Source organism: Nocardia altamirensis NBRC 108246 (assembly GCF_001612685.1).
Taxonomy (GTDB): domain Bacteria; phylum Actinomycetota; class Actinomycetes; order Mycobacteriales; family Mycobacteriaceae; genus Nocardia; species Nocardia altamirensis.
The window spans coordinates 60,508-85,592 of record NZ_BDAY01000016.1 but is presented as its reverse complement, the minus strand read 5'-3'; the positions used below and the strand labels follow the sequence as shown (position 1 = coordinate 85,592).

The following is a 25,085-nucleotide window of genomic DNA, read 5'->3' as shown; positions in this document are numbered from 1 at the left end:
TTCGCTCAACGACATCCCGCCTCCCGGCCCCAGTACTCACGCCGCCGTCGGCGTCAGACCTCGAGCAGTTCGGCTTCTTTGTGCTTGACCAGTTCGTCGATCTGGCCGACATATTTGGCGGTGGTCTTGTCGAGGTCCTTCTCGGCACGCCCGACCTCGTCCTCACCTGCCTCGCCATCCTTCTGGATGCGCGACAGTTCGTCCATGGCCTTGCGGCGGACATTGCGGATCGACACCTTCGCGTCCTCCCCCTTGCCCTTGGCCTGCTTGACCAGTTCGCGGCGGCGTTCCTCGGTGAGCTGCGGCACCGAAATGCGAATGATGTCACCGTTGTTGGTGGGGTTCACGCCGAGATCCGAGTTGCGGATGGCGGTTTCGATCGGACCGAGCTGCGCCTGCTCGTACGGCTTGATCACGACCATCCGCGGCTCCGGCACCGTGATGCTGGACATCTGGGTGATCGGGGTCGGCGACCCGTAGTAGTCGACGACGATCCTGGAGAACATGCCAGGGTTGGCGCGTCCGGTGCGGATGCCCGCGAGATCGTCCTTCGCCACCGTGACAGCCTTTTCCATCTTCTCCTCGGCGTCGAAGAGCGCTTCTTCAATCACGACCGTTTCCTCCACAGCGTCGTCATCGTCATGATCCGCGGGTCGCGGGGTCAGGACCGAACCAATGTGCCGATCTTCTCACCGGCGACCGCTCGGGCGATATTGCCCTTGGTCAACAAATTGAACACCAGCATCGGCATCTGGTTGTCCATACAGAGGCTGAAGGCGGTCGCGTCGGCAACCTTCAGTCCTCGTTCGATCACCTCTTTGTGGGTGATCTCGGAGTACATGGTCGCGTCCTCGTCCACCTTCGGATCGGCGGTGAAGACCCCGTCGACGGCCTTGGCCATCAGCACCACTTCGGCGCCGATCTCCAGCGCACGCTGGGCGGCAGTGGTGTCGGTGGAGAAGTACGGCATGCCCATGCCCGCGCCGAAAATCACCACGCGGCCCTTTTCCAGGTGCCGCTTGGCGCGCAGTGGCAGGTAGGGCTCGGCCACCTGTCCCATCGTAATCGCGGTCTGCACGCGTGTCTCGATGCCCTGTTTCTGCAAAAAGTCTTGCAGCGCAAGACTGTTCATCACGGTGCCGAGCATGCCCATGTAGTCGGAGCGGGCGCGTTCCATCCCGCGCTCTTCCAGCTCGGCGCCGCGGAAGAAGTTGCCGCCGCCGATCACCACGGCCACCTGCACGCCGGTGGCGACCACCTCGGCGATCTGCTCGGCGACCGTCTCCACCACGTCGGGGTCGAGTCCGACGCGGCCGCCGCCGAACATCTCGCCACCCAATTTCAGAAGCACCCGGCGATATCCTGGGCGGTCGTTCCCCGGGTCCGTCATGGGTGTTCTTCTCCTTCGGCGGTCAACGTGTTCTCGGCAGGCAAGTGCGTCAAAGAATTGGGCAGCTCGGAAAGGCTCCTCAACACGGAGCGGCCCCTATCCTGCCTCATGTGTGTTCGGCGGCATAAGAAGACCCCCCGTCAACCCGAGAATCGGTTCGACGGGGGGCCTGCTCACTGTGCTATGTGGCGGCATTCAAACCCGCACGGGGCGAGCTCAGTTGGAGCCGACCTCGAAGCGCGCGAAGCGGGTCACGGTGACCCCGGCCTCGTCGAGCAGCGCCTTCACGGTCTTCTTGGAGTCCGTGACCGACGCCTGCTCCAGCAGGACGACGTCCTTGAAGAAGCCGTTGACGCGACCCTCGGTGATCTTCGGCAGCGCGGCTTCGGGCTTGCCCTCTTCGCGCGCGGTCTGCTCGGCGATGCGGCGCTCGTTCTCCACGACATCGGCCGGAACCTCGTCGCGGGTCACGTACTTCGCCTTGAGCGCGGCAACCTGCATGGCGGCGGCACGGGCGGCCTCGACCGCCGCGTCGCCCTCACCGGTGTATTCGATGAGCACGCCGACGGCGGGCGGCAGGTCCGACGCACGCTTGTGCAGGTAGGTGGCGACCGGTCCGTCGAGCGAGATCACGCGACGCAGCTCGAGCTTCTCGCCGATCTTGGCGGCGAGCGCCTGCACGGCCTCGTCGGCGGTCTGGCCACCGAGGTCGACGGCCTTCAGCGCATCCAGGTCGGCAGGCTTCGAGGCCGCGGCAGCGGTCACGATCTTGTCGGCAAGCTCCTGGAACTCCGCGTTCTTGGCGACGAAGTCGGTCTCGGAGTTGATCTCGACCATGACGCCGCCCTTGGCGATGACCAGGCCTTCGGCGGTGGTGCGCTCGGCACGCTTGCCGACATCCTTGGCACCCTTGATGCGCAGCAGCTCGACGGCCTTGTCGAAATCGCCTTCGGTCTCGACCAGCGCGTTCTTACAGTCCATCATTCCGGAGCCGGTGAGCTCCCGGAGCCGCTTCACATCGGCAGCGGTGTAGTTCGCCATCGGTGGCGAGCCTCCTTCGGAGAAGTTCTCTTGAGTACTGGGCAGCGGTGATCACCATCGCACGCGTTGGTGATCACCGCTGGAACAGCGAGTTACGAGACTCAGGCCTCGGCCGGGGTCTCCACAGGAGCGGCGGCAGCAGCAGCCTCGGCCGGAGCTTCGGCAGGCGCCTCGGCGGCCGGTGCGGCCGACGCGAGCAATTCCTGCTCCCACTCGGCGAGCGGCTCGCCTGCGCCGGACTCCGGCTTGTCGTCGCCCGAGGACAAGCCGGCCCGCGCCTGCACGCCCTCGGCCACCGCGGAGGCGACGACCTTGGTCAGCAGTGCGGCGGAACGGATCGCGTCGTCGTTACCCGGGATCGGGTAGTCGACCAGGTCGGGGTCGCAGTTGGTGTCCAGGATCGCGATGACCGGGATGTTCAGCTTGCGCGCCTCGCCGACGGCGATGTGCTCCTTGTTGGTGTCGACAACCCAGATGGCCGAAGGCACCTTGGCCATGTCGCGGATACCGCCGAGGGTGCGCTCGAGCTTGTTCATCTCACGCGTGAGCATGAGGATTTCCTTCTTGGTGCGACCCTCGAAACCACCGGTCTGCTCCATCGCCTCGAGCTCCTTGAGGCGCTGCAGACGCTTGTGCACGGTGGAGAAGTTGGTGAGCATGCCACCCAGCCAACGCTGGTTGACGTAGGGCATCCCGACCCGAGTGGCCTCGGCCGCGATCGACTCCTGGGCCTGCTTCTTGGTGCCGACGAAGAGCACGGTGCCGCCGTGGGCGACAGTCTCCTTGACGAACTCGTAGGCCTTGTCGATGTAGGTCAGCGTCTGCTGCAGGTCGATGATGTAGATGCCGTTGCGGTCGGTGAAGATGAACCGCTTCATCTTCGGGTTCCAGCGCCGAGTCTGGTGTCCGAAGTGTGCGCCGCTGTCGAGCAGCTGCTTCATTGTTACGACAGCCATGGTGCCGTATCTCTCTTTCGTTGCCGGTTGACGCAGCGAATCGGTGATCCGTTGCCCTGGCGCCGCCGAATCGTCGGACCCCGACCACGGCAGGTGGGGACCAGCCGACGATTCCCTGTTTCGTTGAGCACTGCCGTGAACCCCTCGATGCTGGGCTCGATTCGAACAGCGCTGTTACGAACAAGTACTGGATGGCGCGCGAAGTCGGTCCGTGCAGGCACAGACCGCTCGATCAGTCTACGGGGTAGGTGCCCCAGCTTCTAAATCGCCCTGTCAGCGGGTGTTCAGATGCTGGTCACGGTAGTGGAACGGAAGATGTCCACAGTTCGGATAGTTGTCCCCATTCGGGGTGGTGGGGGTATCGGGATCGTCGGGCCCGGATCAGGCTTTCCGGCATGCCTATCCATCCGATCTCATCGGTGACGACACTGGTCATACCGCTCTTCTTTGCTCTTGCCGTAGTGCTGGCGCCACCGGTTGCCGGCGCATCGCCGGGCGCAGCGGCCGCGCCCGGCGGTCCGTTCGGCTGGCCGCTGCACCCTCGACCGCCCGTCGTGCACCGGTTCGACAAGCCCGCACAGGACTGGCTGCCCGGCCATCGCGGAGTCGATCTGGCCGGTACACCCGGACAGCCGGTAGTCGCCGCCGGAGCAGGGATCGTGGTGTTCGCGGGGACGGTGGCCGACAAGCCGGTGGTGTCGATCGATCATCCGGGTGGACTACGGACGACGTATGAGCCGGTGCTTGCCGAGGTTGCGGTGGGTAGCCGCGTCCAGCGCGGCACCCGAATCGGCACCTTGGTCGCGGGCCACGAGGGATGCGAGACCTGCCTGCACTGGGGCTTGCGGAGCGAGGGCAACGGTCGCCGCCGCGAATACCTCGACCCGCTGCGACTACTCCACGTGACGCCCCTACGCCTGAAACCGGTAGCACCACAGTGAAATGCGACAACCGGACGCCGCTCATGGACTGGCAGCCCTGCTCAGCGTGGCGGCGGCCGACGAACGGCGTGTCGAAGGAGACGTCCCGGTTTTCTTCCCAATGCCGCTGCCGCGGGTGAAGATCAGACCATGGAGCACCTCGCCGGCGAGCCGCCGTTCACCTATTCCGAAGTCGGTGCCACGAGCGGCGAACTGCCCGAGGGATATCACCCGTTCCGGTTGCGGCGGCGGATCGGTCACGGTCGTGCGCTGTTCGAGCATGCGGCCGCGGAGATTCTCGCCTACCGAATGCAGAAGGGCACGGGCATCTTTCACGAGGCGTCCACCCCGCAGGCCGAGCCGGGCACCCGGTTGACGGTGCGGATCGGCGTCGGCCCGCTGAGTATCACCGCGCCGTGCCGGGTGGTGTACGTGTTGGCCGCACCGAACGAGCGCGGCTTCGCGTACGGAACGCTGCCGGGACACCCGGAGATCGGCGAAGAACTGTTCGCGGTCGAGTACGACCCGACCGACGAAGCCGTCTACGGCCTGGTGGTGGCGTTCTCCCGCCCCGGCACCTGGTACACCCGCCTCGGCGGTCCGCTGGTCCGCGGCATCCAGCGTCTGGTCGGGGTGTGGTACATCAAGACCTTGCCGACGTCGGTCTGACTCCCGACTACAAGAGGTCGCTGAGCGTCTGCGCTTGCACGCGGAGATTCTCGGCGTGTTCCTGACGACCGAGGCGGTCGTATTCGTCGGCGGCGGTGTGCCGTTCGGCGATCTCGGCGCGCACGATCTGTTCGATGTCGGCTTCGGTGAGCTCGCGGCGCGCGACTTCGGTGACGCCGAGGCCGACAGCGCTGGTTTCTATTCCGCCTGCCCGATGCTCGCCGACATCGACCGCTTCCGCATTGTCGACGGCGCCCAGGGTCGCCCGCAGGGCAGTGATCGCCTGACGGTCGCGGGCCTTCATCGCCACAGACAGTGCGGCGCGCATGCGATCACGCACCGGGGGGCGATCGGTCGACGGTTCGGTTGACATGATCACCACGGTAAACAGCAGGCCAGCCGGAGTCGAGCCGGTTTCGCGGCCAAGGCGTTCCCGGCAGCTCAGCCGATCATGCCGCGCGGGGTGACGATGGCGAAGTCGGGGTCCGGCGCATCGAAGACGCCGACGAGCTCCGCAAGTTTGGTCACATCGCCCTCGATCTGGATATCGCCCGCGGCCGCCGCGACACCGAAGTCGTCGCCTACCAGCAGAACTCGGGTCAACGTCGCCTTCGTCAGGGTGAACACCGCGTCGGCCTCAGGCAGCCGAACCCCCTCCGGCTGCCGGTAGTGCGTCAACCGCCCGTTGCGGAGTTCGAGGCGGTGCACCCGGTTCTCGTCGGTGATGTGCCAGTCCGCGACGACGCGCTGATTCCATGCCTTCGGCCCGTCGACGCGCAACGCCATGGCGTCGAAGATCTGATCGACGGTCAGCGCGGAGAGCATCGTCGGTGCGTTGGCCTTGGTCGGTGTGCCGAAGGAGCCGTAGCGCAGTTCGTAGGCGCCACTGAGGTAGAAGTTGCGCCAGGTGGCGTTCTCCGCGCCGTAGCCGAGTTGCTCGAAGGTGCTGGCCTGCAACGCTTTAGCGGCATCGTTGTTGGGGTCGGCGAAGATCACGTAGTTGACCACCTGGGCCACCCACCGATAGTCGCCCGCGGCGTAGGAGGCCTGCGCCTTGCGCAGCACCTCATCGACGCCACCCATGAATTCCACGTGCCGGATCGCCGATTCCACCGGCGGGTGTTCCCACAGATGCGCCGGGTTGCCGTCGAACCAGCCCATGTACCGCTGGTAGATGGCTTTGACGTTGTGGCTGACCGAACCGTAGTACCCGCGCGTGTGCCAGACGCCCTCGACCGCCGGTGGCAGCGTGAGCATTTCGGCGATCTCCGCGCCGACGTACCCCTGGTTCAACAGCCGCAGCGTTTGGTCGTTCAGGTATCCGTATAGATCTCGTTGCAGCGCAAGGAATTCCACCAGGCGATCGGTGCCCCACGTCGGCCAGTGGTGCGAGGCGAACACCACATTGGACTCGCGGGCGAACAGCGTGACCGCCTCGGTCAGATACTTGGCCCAGACATGCGGGTCGCGTACCAGGGCACCGCGCAGGGTGAGCAGGTTATGCAGTGTGTGCGTGGCGTTTTCGGCCATGCACAGGGCCCGGTGGTCCGGGAAGTAGAAGTTCATCTCGGCGGGCGCTTCGGTGCCGGGAGTGATCTGGAAGACGATGCGGATTCCGTCGACCGTCTCCTGCTGACCGGTGGCTGTGATGTCGACGGTCGGCGGAATCAGCGTGACCGTGCCGACCGAGGTGGTCTGGCCGAGCCCGGCACCGACCGCGCCGAGCGGCCCACGCGGCAGCACGGCGCCGTACATGTATCCGGCCCGACGCGCCATCGCGGTGCCCGCGTACACGTTCTCGGCCACCGCGTGTTCCAGGAACCCGGCCGGAGCCAGCACCGGACAGCGGCCCGCCGCGACATCGTCGGCGGTCGTAACACCCAGCGCGCCACCGAAATGGTCTACATGCGAATGGGTGTAGACCAGCCCCGTCACCGGCCGATCGCCGCGATGCGCCCGATACAGCGCAAGCCCGGCGGCCGCGGTCTCCACGGAGATCAGCGGATCAATCACCACCACACCGGTTTTGCCCTCGACGAGTGTCATGTTGGACAGGTCGAGCCCGCGAATCTGATAGATCCCCTCGGTCACCTCGAACAGGCCCTGCTTGATGACCAGCCCGGCTTGCCGCCACAGGCTCGGATTGACCGAGGCGGGACAGGATTCACGCAGGAAGTCGTAGGAGTCGTTGTCCCACACCACGGTTCCGTCGGCGGCGGTCACCACGCCCGGCTCCAGCGCGGCGATGAACCCGCGCTCGGCATCCGCGAGATCGGCAGTATCGGCGAACGGCAGCGCGGCGGCCGCCCGCTGCTGCTCCGCGGCGATGAAGTCACTCGGCTCGGTCGCTGTGCTCATGACTGCGCCTCGCTGGCGCTCGGCTTCGTCATACGCACAGCGCGCCGGCACATGATTCGCTCACTGCGTTCGCTCATGTCATCCTCCTGAAGAGTCGGGGCGGGCTGCCGGGCCGGTGTCCGAACTAAGGCCATGGATCGACGATTCCGATGACTGCCGCCGTACCGGTGACCGCCACCACCACCGCGGTCGTTGCGGCAACCACACGTCGGCCGTGCGCGTAATGCCCTTCGTGCAGGCTGCGATTGCGCAGATAAGCCATGGCCGACAGCGCGGCCATCGCGATCGCCGCCGCAATGGGCGCAAGCAACGCTGGCCGCCACCCGCTCGTCACGGCGTGATGCAAAAACAGTGCGGCGGTGAGCATCGCGGCCACCGCCAGCCGCCGCCACGCCAACGCGGTCCGCTCCGCGGCAAGCCCAGGCTCGACCTCGGCCGCACCCGCAGTCCCCGAGCTCATCGCAGCAACACCGCAACGCCCGCGAGCACCGAAACGACGGCGATGCCCGCGGAGAGAATCGGCACGAGCACGGTGTCGGGCAGCGGGCGGCCTGCGCGCATCGCGGTGCCGACGCGCCGCCAATGCGCGTAGGCACCGATCGCGATGATCACCGCCAACACCAGGCAGCTCAGCGCGAGAGCGCGTCGCACGCCGCCCATTCGGAACGGTTGCACCAGGGTATGCACCGCGACGCCGCCGGCGAGCAGGCCGAGCGCGGTGCGCATCCACGCCAAGAACGTTCGCTCGTTCGCGAGGGTGAATCGGTAGTCGAGCTCCGCTTCCCCGTCCGCCGACTCGGCGTCGGGGCTCGGGAGGGTCATGCCGTCCACATCCCGCGCGATTCCGCCGGGCCGGCACCCGGTTCCAGCACTGTGCGCTGGTCGTCGGAAGTCACGGGCACCTCTCCCACACCGGTCGGTTTCGTACTGCGAGCAAATGATCCGCTACGTCAGCCTAACCGGCCGCCCGGGGGCAGTCCACGAACCGCGCGACGCCGTGATCATGCGGTTATTCGGTGGCGCAGAAACCGTTCCCGCTGGTCAAGACCTTTTCCTTGTCGCGATGTCGGCGGGATTTCGATCGGCGACACACCGGGCTCACACCACGGCGGCGTCGTCGAATGTCATCGCCAATCGGGCGATGGTTGAGGTCATCAACGCGCGATGGGGCAGCCGCAGCGACCGCAGTTCGTCGGCGATGGGGTGATCGCCGAGGGCGAGGGTGGCGCCGCCCGGCCTGGCACGCATGCCCGACGGCGTCATGCGCCACGGCGTGCAGCGGGTGACGCCGTCGATGTGGGCGTACGCGTCGAACGACGAAGCAGCGGCGCGCCGGCGCGGCGTAGGAATGCCGTGGCGGACAGTCAGATCGACGACGAGCTTGCCGTCCTGATGCAAGGCGCCGTGCCGGGTCCCCGTGTCGTGGCGGACGTGGAAGTCCGCGAGCTCCTTCGGGAATCCCCAGATGCCACGGCCTGCCGCGAGGGTGAAGTCGCCGTCGACCGGCAGCCGATGAATGAGCACCCCCGCCCGGTTCGTCGCCAACGCGCGAAGATCACCGAGTCCACCCGCAGTGTGGTGCCGGACCATGAACGAAACACCGAACTCGTTGTAGGGACCCAGATCTCCGTCCACATACTCGACGAACACCAGCGAACACATCGCTCGACCACCGGGCAGCCGCAGCACGCGCAGCCCGGAGTAGTCGATCACCTGTTGCGCGGCGTCGGCGGGCACCAGATAGGTCGCCATGAACGCGTGGGCCAGCCGGATCTGCACCGGCATGCGCACTTCCTGACCGAGGACGGTATGGGTGCTCACTCCGAACGCCTTCCCACCGGTGCACCGAATCGCCGGATTCACCAATCCGGCGAACTAGAACGTGTGCCAGATTACCAACGTAAAGGCGTGTTCCAGACCATTACTCAGAAATGAACGTGTACCGATTCGAACGTTAGGACCCCGGCACGCCACGCAACCGCGCCTCCAGGCCGTCCAAAACGCACAGCAGCCCGAAGTCGAACGCCATCGCCCGAGCCGTCGCCGCATCCGTCGGCGTCGTCGCGCGGTAGTCAGCCCGTATCTCGGGATAGTCCTCGGCCACCCGATCCATCATCTCCAGCGCGCCTTCGGTATCGAACTCGGCATCGCCGTACGCCTTGGTCCAGGCGATCTCCGGTGTTACCTGCCCGAGCACGAAGCAGAGCACGGTGCCGCTGGCCATGTAGATGTCGATGCCACGGAATCCAGCGCTGTAATAGGCGCGACGCAGTCGGTCGGTGACGCGCAACGCCTTCGGACCCATGCTCGGCAACCGCCCGACCAGGCCGGCCGACCACGGATGGGCCCGCATCGTTGCACGGAAGTTGTAGGCGAATGTCGTGAGCACCTCACGCCACGGCGCGTCGTCGGACTCCGGCGTTTCCACCATGCCCCAGAACTCGTCGAGCGCCAGCTCCAGCAGCTCTTCCTTGTTCGCGACGTACCAGTACAGGCTGGTCGCACCCGCGCCGAGCTTGGCGCCGATCTTGCGCATGCTCAACGCCTCGAGCCCCTCGGCGTCCAGGAGCGCCACCGCGGCTTCGACGATCTGATCACGGTGGAGTCCCGACGCCTTCGGTTGACGGGGTTCGCGGAGCCATACCGAAGAGAACTGCTTGGTCACGGGCCAATCTTATATTCACTCGCACACTGTTCGAGACTATCGTACGCTGTGCGAGTGGAATCGAACGTTGTACGAGACCCTCGCCGCTGGTGGATTCTGGGGGTCCTTTGCCTGTCCTTGCTGGTGCTGATGATCGACGGCACTGTGCTCAATCTCGCTATCCCGTCACTGATTCGGGAACTAGGCGCAACGCCGTCGGATATCCAATGGATCCTGGACGCCTACATCCTGGTCTTCGCCGGACTCCTGCTCACCGCGGGCAGCCTGTCCGACAGATTCGGCAGGCGACGGATGCTGATCATCGGTCTCGCCGCGTTCGGGGTGGCCTCGCTCGGCGCGGTGCTCGCCACCGAACCCTGGCAGGTCGTCGCCGCCAGGGTGGCGATGGGCGTCGGCGGCTCGCTGGTGATGCCGTCGACGTTGTCCATCCTGATGACCACCTTCGCCGAGGACGAGCGCCGCAAGGCGATGGCGGGCTGGAGCACCGTGTCGATGGTCGGCATCGTCGCCGGACCGACCCTCGGTGGCTTTCTGCTGCAGCACTTTTGGTGGGGTTCGGTGTTCCTGCTGAACATTCCGGTGGCCATCCTTGCCATCGTCGCCGCGCTGGTGCTGATGCCGGAAACCACCGGTGAACAGCGGCCGGTCGACCTGATCGGTGTGCTGCTCTCCATCGTCGCGCTGGTCTCGACGGTCTACGTGATCATCGAGCGGGAGTGGAACATCGGCATGATCGCGCTCGCCGTGCTGGCCGCGGTCGCGTTCGTGGTGTGGGAGAGCCGATCGGCGCACCCGATGCTGCCGCTCGCGGTGTTCCGCAATCGCGACTTCAGCGGAACCTGCTTCACCCTGTTGCTCATGGTGTTCGGCATGGGTGCGGTGATGCTGATGCTCACCCAGTACCTGCAGTTCGTGCTCGGATACGGCCCGATGAAGGCCGGGTTGGCGTTGCTGCCCTATGCGGTGGCGGCCGCCGTGTGCAACGGGCTCGGCGCGACGCTCGGCAAGAAGCTCACCAACAAGACGCTGATCGTGTCCGGACTGCTGGTCATGGGCCTGGCCTTCGTGATCCTCGCGATGGGCGAGGGGTACCTGTGGGTCCTGGTCAGCATGCTGGTCATGGGTGTCGGCGGTGGTCTGGCAGGCCCGGCCGCCTACGCCGCCATCATGAGCGCCATCCCGCTCGAGCACGCCGGTGTCGGCTCGGCCATGAACGACACACTCCAGCAGGTCGGCATGGCGATCAGCATCGCGATCCTCGGCAGCGTACTGGCCGGCGTGTTCACCGAACACATGCCGGCCGACGCACCGGCCGCGGCTCGCGAATCCATCGGCGCCGCCTTCCAACTCGGCTTCGACGAGCCTGCCAAGGCCGCCTTCACCGCGGCCATGTCCACCGGCTCCTGGATCAGTGCGGGCTTCAGCGTCGCCGCCGCCCTGCTCGGCGCAACCCTGCTCCGTGCCCGCAAGCCTGCCGAACAGCCGCAAGCCGACACGGTGGAAGTCGGCTGACTGCCCGGCCGTCCCTGTCACCACAGGGGCGGCCGCCGCAGGCCGAATCCACTGTGCCGTCGACGGATTGCGGTGCGTCAGGCGCGGGGATGGGCTTGGTCGTGCACCTTCTTGAGACGTTCGATCGAGACATGGGTGTAGAGCTGGGTGGTGGCCATGCTCGCGTGGCCGAGGAGTTCTTGCACGATGCGGAGGTCGGCGCCGCCCTCGAGGAGATGGGTGGCCGCGGTGTGACGCAGGCCGTGCGGGCCCATGTCGGGCGCGCCGGGAATGGCCGAAACCACCTCGTGCACCACGGTTCTGGCTTGGCGCTGGTCGAGCCGCTTGCCGCGACGGCCGAGCAGGAGCGCGCGGCCGGACTCCCCGGTCGCGAAGGCGGCGCGACCATGCTGGAGCCACGAGCCGATCGCCTCGTCGGCGGGGACGCCGAAGGGCACCGAGCGTTCCTTGTTGCCTTTGCCGAGCACCCGGACCACTCGGCGTTCCCGGTCGACGTCCTCGATGTCGAGTCCGCAGAGCTCGCTGACCCGAATGCCGGTGGAGTACAACAGTTCCACGATGAGCCGGTCCCGCAGCGCCATCGGATCGTGCTGCGCGGCACCGGATTCGGCCGCTTCCATGACACCGATGGCTTGCGGTTGGCCGAGCACGGCGGGCAGCACCCGGTGCGCCTTCGGCGAGCCGAGCCGAAGGCCTGGGTCGACGGCCAGCCGTCCGGTGCTGGTCAGCCACGCGGTGAAGGTACGCGCGGACGACGCGCGGCGCGCCATGGTGGTCCTGGCCACCCCCATGGCCGCCTGCTGCGCGAGCCAGGACCGCAACAGCAGCAGATCCAGTTCGCGCACTGCCGAATCCGCGGACCGCTCATACAGATGCGCCAGCAGCGAGCGCGCATCCCCGAGATAGGCACGCACGGTGTGCGCCGATCGATTCCGCCCGAGCCGCAGATGCCTGCTGTACTCGGTCAGCAGTGCTTCCAGATCCTCGGGTAGCTCGTCCATCTCACCACCGTCGCGACCGTTGTCGTTCTTGGCAAGCCACCGCGCCGATCAACCGCTGGCGGCTCACACCAGTGCCATACATGTGGTGACTTTCTTTCGGGGATGGTTGGCATGGGTCAGGTGTCCTTCGGGGTGCGGTGCGTGGTCGCCTTGCGGAACCAGCCGCTGTCGTCCGAGCCGACAAGTCCGGCGAGGTCGAGGGCGGGTAGGGCCGCACGCACCGCGGCCAGCGGCAGTCCGGTCTGGTCGGACAGTTCGCGTGGCAGCCGGGAACCGATTGCGGGGAGAGCGGCGAACACCAACGCCTCGTCGCCGTCGAGCGTGTCCGCCGGGCTCGTGGCCGAACCCGCGGTGCCGGGCAGCGACAGCCGCAGCGGGCCCGCTTCGTCGATGACCTCCTCGGCGCGGGTGACGAGGACGGCTTCGCCCTCACGGATCATCCGGTGACAGCCGACCGAGGCGGCCGAGGTGACCGGACCGGGGACGGCCAGCGCCGGACGACCAAGGCGCCGTGCCCATTTCACCGTGTTGCGCGCACCACTACGCAGACCAGCTTCGATGACGAGGACTCCGTCGGCCAAGGCTGCGACGAGCCGATTGCGCGCGAGGAACTGGTGTTTGTGCGCGGTGGTCCCCGGCGGATATTCACTGACCACCAAGCCCGTTTCGGCGATCTCCGCCAGCAACCGATCGTGCTGCGCCGGATACGGCCGGTCGACACCGCAGGCCAGCACCGCGATGGTGGCGCCGTCCACAGCCAACGCCGCACGATGCGCCATCGCGTCGATGCCGAAGGCCGCGCCGGACACGATCGTCCAGCCCTGGGCCGCAAGGTCGCCCGCGATCTCGCCGGTGATGTGATTGCCGTACCCGCTACTGCACCGCGAGCCGACCACGGCGAGCGCTCGCTCGCTCGACTCGAGCAGCGACCGTTGGCCGCGCACCCACAGCACCAGCGGCACCGCACCGTCGCGGTCGCGGCCGACCTCCAGTTGGGTCAGGCCGAGCAGGCGCCAGGCGGGCCACTCGGGATCGTCGGGCGTCACGACTCGCCCGCCGATCCGCGCCATCAGTTCCAGATCCCGTTCCGCCGTGTCCGTTCCGCGCCGCTGCTCGGTCGGCGCCCTGAGCACCGCGGGCAGTGCGCAGTCGCGGACGGCACGCGCCGCCTCCTCCACACCCACCGAGTCGATCAACGCCGAGAGCGCCGGGCAAGGTCCGGAGATCACGCGCGACAGGTACACCCAGGCCAACCTCCGCGCGTCCGCATCGCCGTGCCGTTGTCGACCAGCCGACGACCCCGCGCTCACTGCGCGCTCCGCTGCCGGAAGTTCAACGCCGCCAGCACATCCTGCACCGACGGAAGTTCCGCGCCACGCAAGTCTCCGATAGTCCAGGCCACTCGGATGGCACGGTCGGCACCACGCGCGGACATCCGACCGAGCCGCAATGCCGTCTCGACCGGAGCGATCGCCTCGGCGGGCAGCCGGAACCGCTGGCGCAGAACATGGCCTGGCACTTCGGAATTCGTCAGCCAGCCATGGTCCCGCCAACGGTGCACGGCCGCCTGCCTGGCCATGGCGACCCGCTCACGCACCACCGCACTGCTCTCGGCCGCGTCGGTACTGAACGCCGCGCCGGACTGACCGCGCATCTGCACCCAGATGTCGATCCGATCCATCAACGGCCCGGACAATTTCCCCAGATACCGCCGACGAGCGAGCGGCGCGCAGATGCAATCGACGTCGCGTGCAGGCGCACACGGGCACGGATTGGCGGCCAGCACGAGCTGAAAGCGCGCCGGATAGCGCGCGACACCGTCGCGGCGGGCGATGCGAACTTCGCCCTCTTCCAACGGAGTCCGCATCGCCTCCAGCACTTTAGTCGCGACCTCGGCGCATTCGTCGAGGAAGAGCACACCGCGATGGGCCCTGCTCACCGCGCCCGGCCGCGCGGTTCCCGAACCGCCGCCGACCATCGCGGTGACCGAGGTCGAATGGTGCGGTGCGACGAAAGGCGGCACCGCGATCAGCGGATGGTCGTCGGACAGCACCCCCGCCATCGAATGGATGGCGGTGACCTCGAGCGACTCGGACTCCGACAACGGCGGAAGCAGACCTGGAAGACGTTGAGCCAGCATTGTTTTCCCGATGCCGGGCGGACCGGTCAGCAGCAGATGGTGACCACCGGCCGCCGCCACCTCCAGCGCCCACCGTGCCTCGTCCTGACCGACCACCTCGCTCAGGTCGCCACCCGAACGGACCGGGTCTGGCACGTGCCCGCTCGGTTCGAGCAGCGCGCCTTCCCCACGCAACCAGGCGATCACCGTGCGCAGGCTCGCCGCCCCGAAAACCGTTATCCCGTCGACCAATCCGGCCTCGGCCAGCGCCGACTCGGGCACCACGACCGCGGCCCAGCCCGCATTGCGCGCCGCGATCACCGCGGGCAGGATGCCGCGCACCCGCCGCACCCGGCCGTCGAGGGCGAGCTCGCCGAGCAGCACCGTCTTCGCGAGCCGTTCGGCGGGGATGGTGCCCGCCGCGTCGAGCACCGCGATCGCGAGGGCGAGATCGTAGACACTGCCGATCTTGGGCAGCATCGCCGGCGAGAGCGCAAGGATCACCCGCCCGTCGGGCCACTTCTCCCCCGAGTTCGCGACGGCCGAGCGCACTCGATCCCGTGACTCCTGCAACGCGGTGTCCGGCAGCCCGACCAGGTGCACGGTCGGCAGCCCCTGCCCGATATCGGCTTCGATCTCGACGAGCAGACCATCGACGCCGGTGACCGCAACCGAGTGGGCTCGGCCGAGCGCCATCAGAACACCGCCGGGAGGTGGTCGATCACCGGTTCGTGGCCGCGGGTCAGCAGCACCGAGACGACATCGAACCGGATCTGCCGCCACGGTCCTTCCTGCTCGGCCAGCCACAGCAGGGCCAGCCTGCGGATGCGCTGGCATTTGGCGAAGGTGACCGACTCGGCCGGTATCCCGTAGCCGAGCCCGGATCGGGTCTTCACCTCGACGAAGGCGGTGATGTCGCCGTCCCTGGCGATCAGGTCGAGCTCACCGTATCTGCATCGCCAGTTCCTACTGACGATCTCCATCCCCGCGGCCTGCAGGAATCGTGCCGCCAACTCTTCCCCGTGCGCACCGAGCGCCTGTTTGCTTGTCACCCGGCCAGCGTGCCCGGCAGCGCGCCGCCAATCCGGACGCTGACCTGGGCAAATACCAGGGCTGTTGATAACGGGCACCCTGTGCACAACTCACCGTGCGCAGGGCCGGAAAGGGCACCGAATCGTCGGTGCCCCGTGCTACTCGGGCAGCCGCAGGTCCGGCTTCTCCAGCTCTTCGATGTTGACGTCCTTGAAGGTGATCACCCGGACGTGTTTGACGAAGCGGGCCGGGCGGTACATGTCCCACACCCAGGCATCGCTCATCCGAACCTCGAAATACACCTCGCCGTCGGCGTTCTGCGGGCGCAATTCCACGGAGTTGGCCAGGTAGAAGCGGCGCTCGGTCTCCACCACGTACGAGAACTGACCGACGATGTCCTTGTACTCGCGATACAGCGAGAGCTCCATCTCGGTTTCGTACTTCTCGAGGTCCTCGGCACTCATCGGGTGGGACGTCCTCCTTCTCGCCGCGCTGCGTCGTGTGCTGACATCATCGCGCATGGGTAGCGCCGGTAGCCACTCGGCTGTCCGGACGCAGGTCGGTGAACTCGGCGGGCAGCATCTCGTCCACCTCGCCGGCCAGCATGGCGTCGGCCTGCTCGGCCACGCCCGCGACCGGCCGCAAGCCCGCCACCTCGCGCACATTGCGCCACGAGCGCCGGTGCTCGTCGCTGGCGCCGAGGCGCTGCAGCGCCGCGAGATGATCGGGCGTGTTGTAGCCCTTGTGGGTGGCAAAACCGTAGCCGGGATAGCGCCGGTCCAGATCCACCATCATCCGGTCCCTGGTGACCTTCGCCAGGATGCTGGCGGCGGCGATGCAGGCCGCGGCCGCGTCACCGCCGATCACCGGCAGCGACGGCGCCGGGATGCCAGGCACCCGGAATCCATCGGTCAGCACGTACCCCGGCGAATGACCGAGCCCGGCCACCGCCCGCCGCATGCCTTCGATATTGGCGACGTGGATACCGATCGAATCGATCTCCCAGGACGGGATGACCACCACGTGATAGGCCAGCGACAGCCGCTGGATCACCGGGAACAGTTCTTCGCGCACCGGCTCGGTGAGCTTCTTCGAATCGTCGAGCCCGGCCAGCTTGTCGTAGGCCTTCGGCGCGAGCAGGCACGCCGCGACGACCAGCGGCCCCGCGCACGGTCCACGACCCGCTTCGTCGACGCCGGCCACCGGGCCGAGTCCGCTGCGGATCAACGCCGCTTCGAGCGTGCGCAGACCACCGGCCTTGCGCATCACCACACGCGGCGGCCACCCATTGCTGTGTCCCACTCGGCTCTGCCCCACCGTCCAATTATGCTGCGGCCGCTGACGATCAGTTCTGTTGGGCGTTCTGTGACCGCACCGGTCCGATCCGATTCGGCGGCCAGATCTTGAACACCGCCTTGCCGCGGACGTTGTCCACCGGCACCGTGCCCTGCAGCTCGTCGGTGATGTGAGCGCGCGAATCGGCGGACTCGTTGCGGTTGTCGCCCATCACCCACAGATGCCCCTCCGGCACCTTCACCTGCTTGAATTCGCGGCCGCCGCCCGGACCGTAGGGCTGGCCGGGCACATAGGGGAAGATGTAGCGCGCGTACGACTCGTCCAATGGCTTGCCGTCCACCAGGACTCGGCCCTGCGCGTCGCAACATTCCACGGTCTGACCGCCGACGGCGATCACTCGCTTGACCAGATCGTTCTCGTCCGGGGGCACCAGACCGAAGAACGAGAAGAAGTTCTGCACGCCGCGGATGGCCGCGTTGTCCGAGCGGATCGACTGGTAGTGGGTGTTCCAGGACGGCGGGCCGACGAAGACGACCACGTCGCCCGGCTTCGGATCGCCCCAGTAGTAGCTCAGCTTCTGCACATAGATGCGGTCGCCGACGCAACCGGCGCACCCGTGCAGGGTGGTCTCCATCGACTGCGACGGGATCACGTACGGCCGCCCGACGAAGGTGACCATCAGCGCCGCGATCACCGCGGCAATGACGACAAGAATAGGCAGCTCCTGCCAGAACGGCCGCTGCTTCTTCGCCCGCCGTCGCTTGCCCCGACGCCGCTCGACCCCCTCGTCGTCCGAATCGGACACCGACACCGACCCACTCTCGTCTGCCACGCCGAACAGATTAGCCCGCATGGGTGACTAACGCCCTAGGCCGGGCCGTCCCTGGGGCCAGTCTCGAGCAACTCCCAGCCTCGCGCTCCTACGGCTGCGGGTTCTCCGACCGCACCGGCCCGATCCGGCCCGGTGGCCAGATCTTGAACACCGCCTTGCCTCGGATGTTGTCCACCGGGACCGTGCCCTGCAGCGGGTCACCGACATGGGCGCGCGAGTCGCGTGAGTTGCGGCGGTTGTCCCCCATCACGAACACGTGCCCTTGCGGCACGTGCACGGGACCGAAGATCCGGCCCCTGGGGTATGTCTCGTTCTGCTGGCCGCTCACCCACAGGTAGTCGGTGTGCACGTATGGCTCGTAGAGCGGCTCGCCGTCGACGGTGACTCGGCCTTGCTCGTCGCAGCACTGCACGACTTGGCCGCCGACCGCGACCACCCGCTTCACCAGATCGTTCTCGTCCGGCGGCACCAGGCCGAAGAACGAGAAGAAGTTCTGCACCCCACGCACGGCCGTGTTGCGCGAGCGCGTCGAACGGAAGGTGTCGTTCCAGGAGGGCGGTCCGACGAAGACGACCACGTCGCCCGGCTTCGGGTCACCCCAGTAGTAGCTCAGCTTCTGCACATAGATGCGGTCGCCGACGCAGTCGGCGCACCCGTGCAGCGTCGGCTCCATCGACTCCGACGGAATCACGTACGGCCTGCCGACAAAGTTCACCAGCAACGCGGCGACCACCGCCGCGATCACGATCAGGATCGGCAGTTCCTGCCAGAACGGCCGCCGCTTCCTGCCTCGGCGCCTCGGCGCGTTGTCCGCCGGGTTCCCCCTGTGCTTTGCCACGCCTAAAACAGTAGCCCGGCACCGGATTTGCGGTCCGGTGCCGGGCTACTGGATGTTTCGGGAGCGCTACGAGCTCAGCGCTTTTCCTTGATCTTGGCGGCCTTGCCGCGCAGATCGCGCAGGTAGTAGAGCTTGGCGCGGCGGACGTCACCGCGGGTGACGACCTCGATGTGGTCGATGTTGGGGGTGTGCACCGGGAAGGTGCGCTCCACGCCGACACCGAACGACACCTTGCGGACCGTGAAGGTCTCGCGGATGCCACCGCCCTGGCGTCGGATGACGACGCCCTTGAAGACCTGGATGCGCTCCTTCGAGCCTTCGATGACCTTCACGTGCACATTGAGAGTGTCGCCCGGCCGGAAGTCGGGGACGTCGCTGCGCAGCGACTTCTCGTCGACGAAGTCAAGGGTGTTCATGTCCATCCTTCTGGGTTGCGCGAACAGAGGACCCTGGCGGCACCGCACGTGCTCGGCCGGTTCATGCTCCGATTTAGGGGGATGCGCCTGGTCCACAACTCACCCAGGGCAACCTGAGCATTGTGCCAGATCGGCAGGTCGCGAGAAAAATCGGCCCCCCGGATCAGGCGAGGATCGCTCGCTGTGCCGCCCGGGACAGTGCCGCCGCAAGCCTCTCGTTCTCGGGCGCATCGAAGCCGAACGCGGCGCGACGGCGAGTGTAGCCGTACGAGAGGGCGCTGTGCGGGTCGGCGAAGGCGTCGGAGCCGCCTGCACCGGAATGGCCGAAGGCGTTGGCGGCGAGGAACGGGTACTGGAGGCCCTTGGCTTCGAAGCCGACGAGGTAGGGGGCGCCTGCGCCGCGGACGAGGTCGGGTGCCGTCGATTGGATGGTGGTGAACTCGGCGAGGGTGTCGGGTTTCAGGAGTGGTGGCCTGCCGTTGACGGTGGAGATGGTGGCCGCGTACATGGTTGCCAGGCCGCGAGCGCTGCCGACGGCGCCCATCGAGGCCGGACCATTGGCGCGCAGTGCGGGGTTGTTGGAGAGGGCCAGCACGTCGCCGGGGGTGAAATCGGGGGCGTTGATGTTGTAGGAGATGGCCGCAATGCTGTGTGGGCCAGGCGAATTGGCCTCGAAGGCGGCCTCTTGCTCCGGTGTCGCGAGCCATGGAAGCACGGGGAGATAGCGCTTGTCCACGGCTGCGGGCAGGCCGAGGAAGACGTCTATGTCGTAGGGGTCGCCGATGCGTTCCTCGAACAGGTCCTGGATCGAGCTGTCCATGACGCGACGGATCACCGCGTCCAGGATGGCGAAAGTCACGAAACCGCCGTAGCCCTTGGCTGCTCCCGGCCGGAAGAAGGGGCGCTGTCCGGCGACCCGCTGGGCGATCACCCGATCGTCGCAGAGTTCGGCGATGGTGAATCCGCCGTCGACGCCGATGACTCCGGACTGGTTCGTGAGCACCTGCCGAAGGGTGATCGCGGCCTTTCCCGCGGCGGCGAACTCCGGCCAGTACACCGCGACTGGGCGGTCCAGGTCGATCATTCCGTCCTGAACCAGCAGGGCGACAACCACTGTCGCCGCCCCTTTGGTCGAGGAAAGCAGCCCGGTCAGCGTGTCACCGGTCACCTGCGCGCCGGCCCAGAGGTCGACAACCAGTCGGCCGTCCACGAAAGCCGCCAGTTGCGCGCCGGATTCGCCGTTCTCCTCGGCCACCACGGCACTGAATTCGGTGTGCACCTCGTCGAATCCCGTTGCGACCGTGCCTTGTACGTCGTTGCTCATCGATACCTCCTCGGCCCGATGTCAGGCGTGTGCCGGACGACGCAGCACGGCAAGCGGATTGCGCCGGCCTGCGGGTGGACGGAGGCCCCAGGACGCCAGGGTGAGACCGGTGGCAATCATCGGACCGATCCACGCTTTGGGCGAGTCGCCGACCGCGAGGTGTGAGGCCGCCGCGCCGCCGTAGACGAAAGTCAGTCCGGCATAGGCCCATTCCTCGAGGCGCGGCGGACCGGGCAACACGACCGCGGCCACGGCGGCAATCTTCGCGGTGCCCATAATGGTTGCGAAATACATCGGATACCCGAGGTGATCGAAAACCTCACGGACATAAGCAATTCGGGCGAGGTCCCAGTAGGAGCCGACCACCGTTTCGGTGAGAATGAGCCCGGTGGCGGCCAGGTACCCCAGTCGTACCGCACGGTCCTTGGTTGTGGTGTTCATGGTTCGTTCCCTTCCGTCGGTCGTATCTCTTTGACGGATGGGAGCGGACGAAGGTAACACTCAATTCCGGCACCCTGATGATCGGCCGTGCGCCCCGACTCGGACCTTCTCGCGATTCGCTGTCCGCAGAGCAGGTTTCAGAGACCGTCGCCGCGGTCCGGCGTCTGCGATACCGGCTCCGGGCCGGGTTCCGACGCGAACAGCGACAGGTGGTGCCGGTGCGGCGCGGGCGGCGCGGGCACGACCGTGCGGGTGAGCTCGGCCTCGGCGGCGGTGCGGACATGCTCGACATCCGGTTTACCCGCCACCAGATCCTGCACGAAGATCTTGGCGCGGATCACCGGCCTGCGATACCGGCGCTCACGCACGATGGCGCGATACATCAGCCGCCGACGGTCGGCGTAGCGCCAGCGCGCCCACGGCGCGCCTGGCCTGCTCAAACGGAACGCGCCGACGACGAGCAGCGGCAGGAAGAACATGCCGAACAGCCCGGTCCAGATCTTGCCCTTGGCAATGACAATCGCCGCGAGCGCCAGGTTCACCACCGCGAAGACGACGACCAAGATCCGCACCTCGAGGCTCGGGTCACTGCGAAAGTCGTTGATATCCAACAACCACAGCGGATGAAACCCGAGCAAGAGCAGCCCGGTCACCGCGAGCGCGACGAACACCGCGTCCACCGAGGTGCGTCCCTGTTCCTCCCAGTACACGTCGCGCAGATAGAAGATCAGCGCGAATTCGTCGAGGGTCAGCGCGGCGCCGACACCGAAGGCGGCGGCGAGCACGCTGGCCGTCGTGACGGAGGCGTTCTGATACAGGGCGACCATGCCGAGGCCGGACGACAGCACCAGGATCACCCCGAACACCATGTGGTGAATGTGCACCCCGCCGGAGCGCAGGTTGCCCGGCCACCACCGCACCTGTTTCCGGATCAGCCGGACGCTGAGCCGGATCAACAGGAAGCCGACGATGAACCCCAGAAGGAAGCACAGCAGTGGAAGCCTGCCCTGCGCGATCACATCCTCATTGAGCCACCGTCGCATGGCGACCTGAATCCTCCGTCCGGTGCGTCCGTCCTACTGCCCGAAACCCGCGCGGCGCAACGCGTCCGCCATGGAACCGGTCGGCGCGGGCGCGTTGCGGCGCTGGTTGCCTTGGTTGCGGCCCTGGCTCTGTGGCTTGCCTTGTCCCTGGCCCTTGCCCTGTCCATTCTGCCGTTGCCCGCCGCGGTCCGGCCCGCCACGACCGCGTTCGCCCTGACCACCGCCCTGCTTGCGACCGCCGTCGCCCTTCCCTGCGGTACCGGGTTCGTCGTCGAGACGCAGCGACAGCCCGATACGCTGGCGGGCGACGTCGACCTCGAGCACCTTCACCTTCACCACGTCGCCGGACTTCACGACCTCGCGCGGGTCCTTGACGAAGTTGTGCGACATGGCCGACACGTGCACCAACCCGTCCTGGTGCACGCCGATGTCGACGAACGCGCCGAAGGCCGCGACATTCGTGACGACCCCTTCGAGCACCATGCCCGGCGTGAGGTCGGCGACCTTCTCCACGCCGGCGGCGAATTCGGCGGTCTTGAATTCCGGACGCGGGTCGCGGCCCGGCTTCTCGAGTTCGGTGATGATGTCGGTCACCGTCGGCACACCGAAGCGTTCGTCGGTGAAGTCGTCGGCACGCAGCGCGCGCAGCACGGTGGTGTTGCCGATGACCTCGGTGATGTCGCGTCCGGTCGATTCCATGATCCGGCGCACCACCGGGTAGGCCTCGGGGTGCACCGACGAGGTGTCGAGCGGGTCGTCTCCGCCGCGGATCCGCAGGAAGCCCGCGCACTGCTCGAACGCCTTCGGACCGAGTCGCGGCACGGCGAGCAGCGCCGTCCGGCTGCGGAACGGCCCGTTCTGATCCCGGTGCGCCACAATGCTTTCGGCCACCGACCCGGCGATGCCGGACACGCGCGACAGCAGCGGCACCGAGGCCGTGTTGACGTCGACGCCGACCGCGTTCACCGCGTCTTCGACCACCGCGCCGAGCGAACGCGCGAGCAGCGTCTCGGAGACGTCGTGCTGGTACTGCCCGACACCGATCGACTTCGGGTCGATCTTCACCAGCTCGGCCAGCGGGTCCTGCAGGCGACGCGCGATCGAGACCGCGCCGCGCAGCGAAACGTCCATGTCCGGCAGTTCCTGGGTGGCGTACGCCGAGGCCGAGTACACCGAGGCGCCCGCCTCGGACACCACGATCTTGGTCGGCTTGTTCTCCGGGATCCGCGAGATCAGCTCGGTGGCAAGGGCATCGGTCTCGCGCGAGGCGGTGCCGTTGCCGATCGCGATGAGCTCGACACCGAACCGGGCGACCAGCGCGCCGAGCACGGCAATCGACTTCTCGGTCTGTCCCTGCGGCTTGTGCGGGTAGATGACCTCGGTGGCGACGGCCTTGCCGGTGGCGTCGACGACCGCGACCTTCACGCCGGTCCGGTAGCCGGGGTCGAGACCCATCGTCGTGCGGGTGCCCGCGGGCGCGGCGAGCAGCAGGTCGCGCAGGTTGGCCGCGAACACGTCGACGGCGTCTTTCTCGGCCGCCTGCCGCAGCCGCATCCTGGTGTCGATGCCGAGGCTCACCTGCAGCTTCGTCCGCCAAGCCCAGCGCACGGTGTCCAGCAGCCAGCTGTCGGCCGCGCGGCCCTTGTCGGAGATGTTGAACTTCACCGCGATCCGGCCCTCGTAGATGGTGCGAGTGCCTGGCTCGCCAGGAGCGGAGCCTGCGGAGCGACCAGACGAGTCAGTTTCGGTATCCGGCTCGAGCTGGATCGAGAGCACCTCTTCCTTCTCGCCGCGCAGCAGCGCGAGGATCCGGTGCGAGGGCAGCTTGGTGAACGGCTCGCTGAACTCGAAGTAGTCGGCGAACTTGGCGCCTGCCTCCTCCTTGCCTGGCCGCACCGTCGAGCTCACCTGGCCGCGGTTCCACATCAGCTCACGCAGTTCGCCGACCAGGTCGGCGTCCTCGGCGAACCGCTCGACCAGGATCGACCGCGCGCCGTCGAGCTGCTCGGCGGTGTACTGCGCGGGATCGGTGGTCGGCTCGTTGATCAGTGCGTCGGCGACCGGCTCGTGGCCTGCCTCGCGCGCGATCTGCGCCTTGGTGCGCCGCTTCGGCTTGTACGGCAGGTAGATGTCCTCGAGCCTGGCCTTGGTCTCGGCGAGCATGATCTGCTGGTGCAGTGCGTCATCGAGTTTGCCCTGGCCACGGATGGATTCGAGGATGGCGCCGCGCCGCTCGTCGAGTTCGCGGAGATAGTGCAGACGTTCGTCCAGTTGACGCAGCTGCGCGTCATCGAGACCGCCGGTGATCTCCTTGCGGTATCGCGCGATGAACGGCACGGTCGAGCCTGCGTCGAGCAGCTCGACGGCGGCACGCACCTGGGTCTCGCGCACCGCGAGCTCGTCGGCGATGCGCCGGTTCACGCTGGCCTGAGGCGCGACGCCTGCGGATGTCGCGGGCGGCGCTGCCGTGGGCGGAAGCACGGGGTCGGACTCTGCACTTGCGGTCTCGGGCGCTGTCGTCACGTCCGGAGACACTACCTTCGTCACCCGACAAGACGCACCGGACCAGGCCGAGCGTGCCTGGCCCGGTCCGGTGGTTTTCACGTGCGTGCCGATTCGCGTACTACAGGACCACGCGCGGACTGTAGATACGCGCGACCCCGTCGTTGTACCTGGTGATTTCGGTGTAGCTGCCGTAACTGTGCCCTGGCTTGGCCTTCGCGCTGTCCACGGTCATCGGCGGCGAGGGATACCTGCCGTTCGTGCACGGCAGTTTGCCGCTGTCTGCGACTTCTTCGTTGTCCCCGGTCTTGTACGCGTCGAAGTCGATCACTTTGACGACCATGGTGCAGTTGTAGGGCGTGAGCGAGTCGTCTTTGATGACGAGTCCGCCGAATGCCCGGGGTACCCCGTTCTCGACGTAAATGCACGACTCCACATCCGAGGAGCCATCTTTCGACGGAACCGACTCCGAGCAGCTGTACGGACTACCGGGATTCGCCTCGGCCGCCGGTGCCAGCACCAGCAGCGGTGCCGCAGTGGCGAAAACACAAGACATAACACGTGACATCGAACCGATGAACATGCAAGACCTTTCGAGACGCATTGAACAACCCCCAGATCGAATGATCAAGTGCCACCCTATGTGCGCAATCCACTGATGACATGACCGTAATAATCGGGGCACCGACCACGAAAAGTCCCGGCATGTAACATATTTCCATCGACAAGC

Annotated in this window: 27 protein-coding genes; 3 read left to right on the top strand and 24 right to left on the bottom strand. The window is 67.0% G+C overall.

What is annotated here, in order from left to right; genetic code table 11:
- Positions 1-53: 53 nt before the first annotated feature.
- From frr to rpsB, 4 genes are all read right to left on the bottom strand, one after another.
- The gene (frr, locus tag NA11_RS11330) at positions 54-611 is read right to left on the bottom strand and encodes a ribosome recycling factor (protein WP_069161862.1); all 558 of its coding nucleotides are present in this window, start codon (positions 609-611) and stop codon (positions 54-56) included.
- Between the two features lie 50 nt (positions 612-661).
- Complete coding sequence (gene pyrH / locus NA11_RS11325) at positions 662-1,390, bottom strand: UMP kinase (RefSeq protein WP_069161792.1); 729 nt, start codon at positions 1,388-1,390, stop codon at positions 662-664.
- A gap of 216 nt (positions 1,391-1,606) precedes the next feature.
- Positions 1,607-2,431 carry a translation elongation factor Ts gene (gene tsf / locus NA11_RS11320; RefSeq protein ID WP_069161791.1) on the bottom strand — a complete coding sequence of 275 codons (825 nt, stop codon included), beginning with the start codon at positions 2,429-2,431 and terminating at the stop codon, positions 1,607-1,609.
- A gap of 101 nt (positions 2,432-2,532) precedes the next feature.
- The gene (gene rpsB, locus NA11_RS11315) at positions 2,533-3,387 is read right to left on the bottom strand and encodes a 30S ribosomal protein S2 (RefSeq protein WP_069161790.1); all 855 of its coding nucleotides are present in this window, start codon (positions 3,385-3,387) and stop codon (positions 2,533-2,535) included.
- A gap of 395 nt (positions 3,388-3,782) precedes the next feature.
- Between rpsB and NA11_RS11310 the strand changes: the two genes are divergently transcribed.
- Complete coding sequence (locus NA11_RS11310) at positions 3,783-4,328, top strand: M23 family metallopeptidase (RefSeq protein ID WP_084654518.1); 546 nt, start codon at positions 3,783-3,785, stop codon at positions 4,326-4,328.
- Positions 4,329-4,457: 129 nt separating this feature from the next.
- Entirely contained in the window at positions 4,458-4,976 is a 519-nt protein-coding gene (locus NA11_RS11305) for a DUF1990 domain-containing protein (RefSeq protein ID WP_069161788.1), read from the top strand.
- 7 nt (positions 4,977-4,983) lie between these two features.
- Here the strand turns inward: NA11_RS11305 and NA11_RS11300 are convergent, their stop codons facing one another.
- The 6 genes from NA11_RS11300 to NA11_RS11275 all read right to left on the bottom strand — a co-directional run bounded on the left by NA11_RS11300 (position 4,984) and on the right by NA11_RS11275 (position 9,999).
- The gene (locus NA11_RS11300) at positions 4,984-5,349 is read right to left on the bottom strand and encodes a GatB/YqeY domain-containing protein (RefSeq protein WP_069161861.1); all 366 of its coding nucleotides are present in this window, start codon (positions 5,347-5,349) and stop codon (positions 4,984-4,986) included.
- Positions 5,350-5,417: 68 nt separating this feature from the next.
- On the bottom strand, positions 5,418-7,334 hold the full coding sequence (locus tag NA11_RS11295) for an alkyl/aryl-sulfatase (RefSeq protein WP_069161787.1): 1,917 nt from the start codon (positions 7,332-7,334) through the stop codon (positions 5,418-5,420).
- Positions 7,335-7,458: 124 nt separating this feature from the next.
- The gene (locus NA11_RS11290) at positions 7,459-7,794 is read right to left on the bottom strand and encodes a DUF202 domain-containing protein (RefSeq protein WP_069161786.1); all 336 of its coding nucleotides are present in this window, start codon (positions 7,792-7,794) and stop codon (positions 7,459-7,461) included.
- Positions 7,791-8,156, bottom strand: a complete 366-nt coding sequence (locus tag NA11_RS11285; protein ID WP_069161860.1) for a YidH family protein — start codon at positions 8,154-8,156, stop codon at positions 7,791-7,793. Before NA11_RS11285 ends, NA11_RS11290 begins: the two co-directional genes overlap by 4 nt.
- A gap of 276 nt (positions 8,157-8,432) precedes the next feature.
- Positions 8,433-9,155 (bottom strand): acetoacetate decarboxylase family protein, encoded by a 723-nt coding sequence (locus NA11_RS11280; protein WP_069161785.1) that lies wholly within the window; start codon positions 9,153-9,155, stop codon positions 8,433-8,435.
- A gap of 133 nt (positions 9,156-9,288) precedes the next feature.
- On the bottom strand, positions 9,289-9,999 hold the full coding sequence (locus NA11_RS11275) for a TetR/AcrR family transcriptional regulator (protein WP_069161784.1): 711 nt from the start codon (positions 9,997-9,999) through the stop codon (positions 9,289-9,291).
- A gap of 54 nt (positions 10,000-10,053) precedes the next feature.
- Here NA11_RS11275 and NA11_RS11270 point away from each other — a divergent pair, with 54 nt between their 5' ends.
- Positions 10,054-11,511, top strand: coding sequence for an MFS transporter (locus NA11_RS11270; protein WP_069161783.1), 1,458 nt, complete (start codon positions 10,054-10,056; stop codon positions 11,509-11,511).
- A 77-nt stretch (positions 11,512-11,588) separates the two neighbouring features.
- On the opposite strand, the gene NA11_RS11265 is transcribed toward NA11_RS11270, so the two are convergent.
- From NA11_RS11265 to NA11_RS11200, 14 genes are all read right to left on the bottom strand, one after another.
- Positions 11,589-12,512, bottom strand: a complete 924-nt coding sequence (locus NA11_RS11265; RefSeq protein WP_069161782.1) for a tyrosine recombinase XerC — start codon at positions 12,510-12,512, stop codon at positions 11,589-11,591.
- A 116-nt stretch (positions 12,513-12,628) separates the two neighbouring features.
- The gene (dprA, locus tag NA11_RS11260; RefSeq protein WP_069161781.1) at positions 12,629-13,765 is read right to left on the bottom strand and encodes a DNA-processing protein DprA; all 1,137 of its coding nucleotides are present in this window, start codon (positions 13,763-13,765) and stop codon (positions 12,629-12,631) included.
- Between the two features lie 53 nt (positions 13,766-13,818).
- A complete protein-coding gene (locus NA11_RS11255; RefSeq protein WP_069161780.1) occupies positions 13,819-15,327 on the bottom strand; it encodes a YifB family Mg chelatase-like AAA ATPase in 1,509 nt (502 codons plus the stop codon).
- A complete protein-coding gene (locus tag NA11_RS11250) occupies positions 15,327-15,683 on the bottom strand; it encodes a YraN family protein (protein ID WP_069161779.1) in 357 nt (118 codons plus the stop codon). Before NA11_RS11250 ends, NA11_RS11255 begins: the two co-directional genes overlap by 1 nt.
- A 138-nt stretch (positions 15,684-15,821) precedes the next feature.
- The gene (locus NA11_RS11245; RefSeq protein ID WP_011210678.1) at positions 15,822-16,127 is read right to left on the bottom strand and encodes a DUF2469 domain-containing protein; all 306 of its coding nucleotides are present in this window, start codon (positions 16,125-16,127) and stop codon (positions 15,822-15,824) included.
- Positions 16,128-16,173: 46 nt separating this feature from the next.
- Positions 16,174-16,929 carry a ribonuclease HII gene (locus tag NA11_RS11240; protein ID WP_069161859.1) on the bottom strand — a complete coding sequence of 252 codons (756 nt, stop codon included), beginning with the start codon at positions 16,927-16,929 and terminating at the stop codon, positions 16,174-16,176.
- A 79-nt stretch (positions 16,930-17,008) separates the two neighbouring features.
- The gene (gene lepB / locus NA11_RS11235; RefSeq protein WP_439957059.1) at positions 17,009-17,791 is read right to left on the bottom strand and encodes a signal peptidase I; all 783 of its coding nucleotides are present in this window, start codon (positions 17,789-17,791) and stop codon (positions 17,009-17,011) included.
- A gap of 88 nt (positions 17,792-17,879) precedes the next feature.
- Positions 17,880-18,629: a signal peptidase I gene (gene lepB / locus NA11_RS11230; protein ID WP_069161778.1), complete on the bottom strand. Its 750-nt coding sequence runs from the start codon at positions 18,627-18,629 to the stop codon at positions 17,880-17,882.
- A gap of 74 nt (positions 18,630-18,703) precedes the next feature.
- Positions 18,704-19,045, bottom strand: coding sequence for a 50S ribosomal protein L19 (gene rplS, locus NA11_RS11225; protein WP_029893064.1), 342 nt, complete (start codon positions 19,043-19,045; stop codon positions 18,704-18,706).
- A gap of 163 nt (positions 19,046-19,208) precedes the next feature.
- Positions 19,209-20,369 (bottom strand): serine hydrolase domain-containing protein, encoded by a 1,161-nt coding sequence (locus NA11_RS11220; protein ID WP_069161777.1) that lies wholly within the window; start codon positions 20,367-20,369, stop codon positions 19,209-19,211.
- A gap of 21 nt (positions 20,370-20,390) precedes the next feature.
- Complete coding sequence (locus tag NA11_RS11215) at positions 20,391-20,810, bottom strand: DoxX family protein (RefSeq protein ID WP_069161776.1); 420 nt, start codon at positions 20,808-20,810, stop codon at positions 20,391-20,393.
- A gap of 137 nt (positions 20,811-20,947) precedes the next feature.
- A complete protein-coding gene (locus tag NA11_RS11210) occupies positions 20,948-21,853 on the bottom strand; it encodes a hypothetical protein (RefSeq protein ID WP_069161775.1) in 906 nt (301 codons plus the stop codon).
- A 33-nt stretch (positions 21,854-21,886) separates the two neighbouring features.
- On the bottom strand, positions 21,887-24,334 hold the full coding sequence (locus NA11_RS11205) for a Tex family protein (protein WP_069161774.1): 2,448 nt from the start codon (positions 24,332-24,334) through the stop codon (positions 21,887-21,889).
- Positions 24,335-24,476: 142 nt separating this feature from the next.
- On the bottom strand, positions 24,477-24,911 hold the full coding sequence (locus tag NA11_RS11200) for a hypothetical protein (RefSeq protein ID WP_069161773.1): 435 nt from the start codon (positions 24,909-24,911) through the stop codon (positions 24,477-24,479).
- Positions 24,912-25,085: the final 174 nt, after the last annotated feature.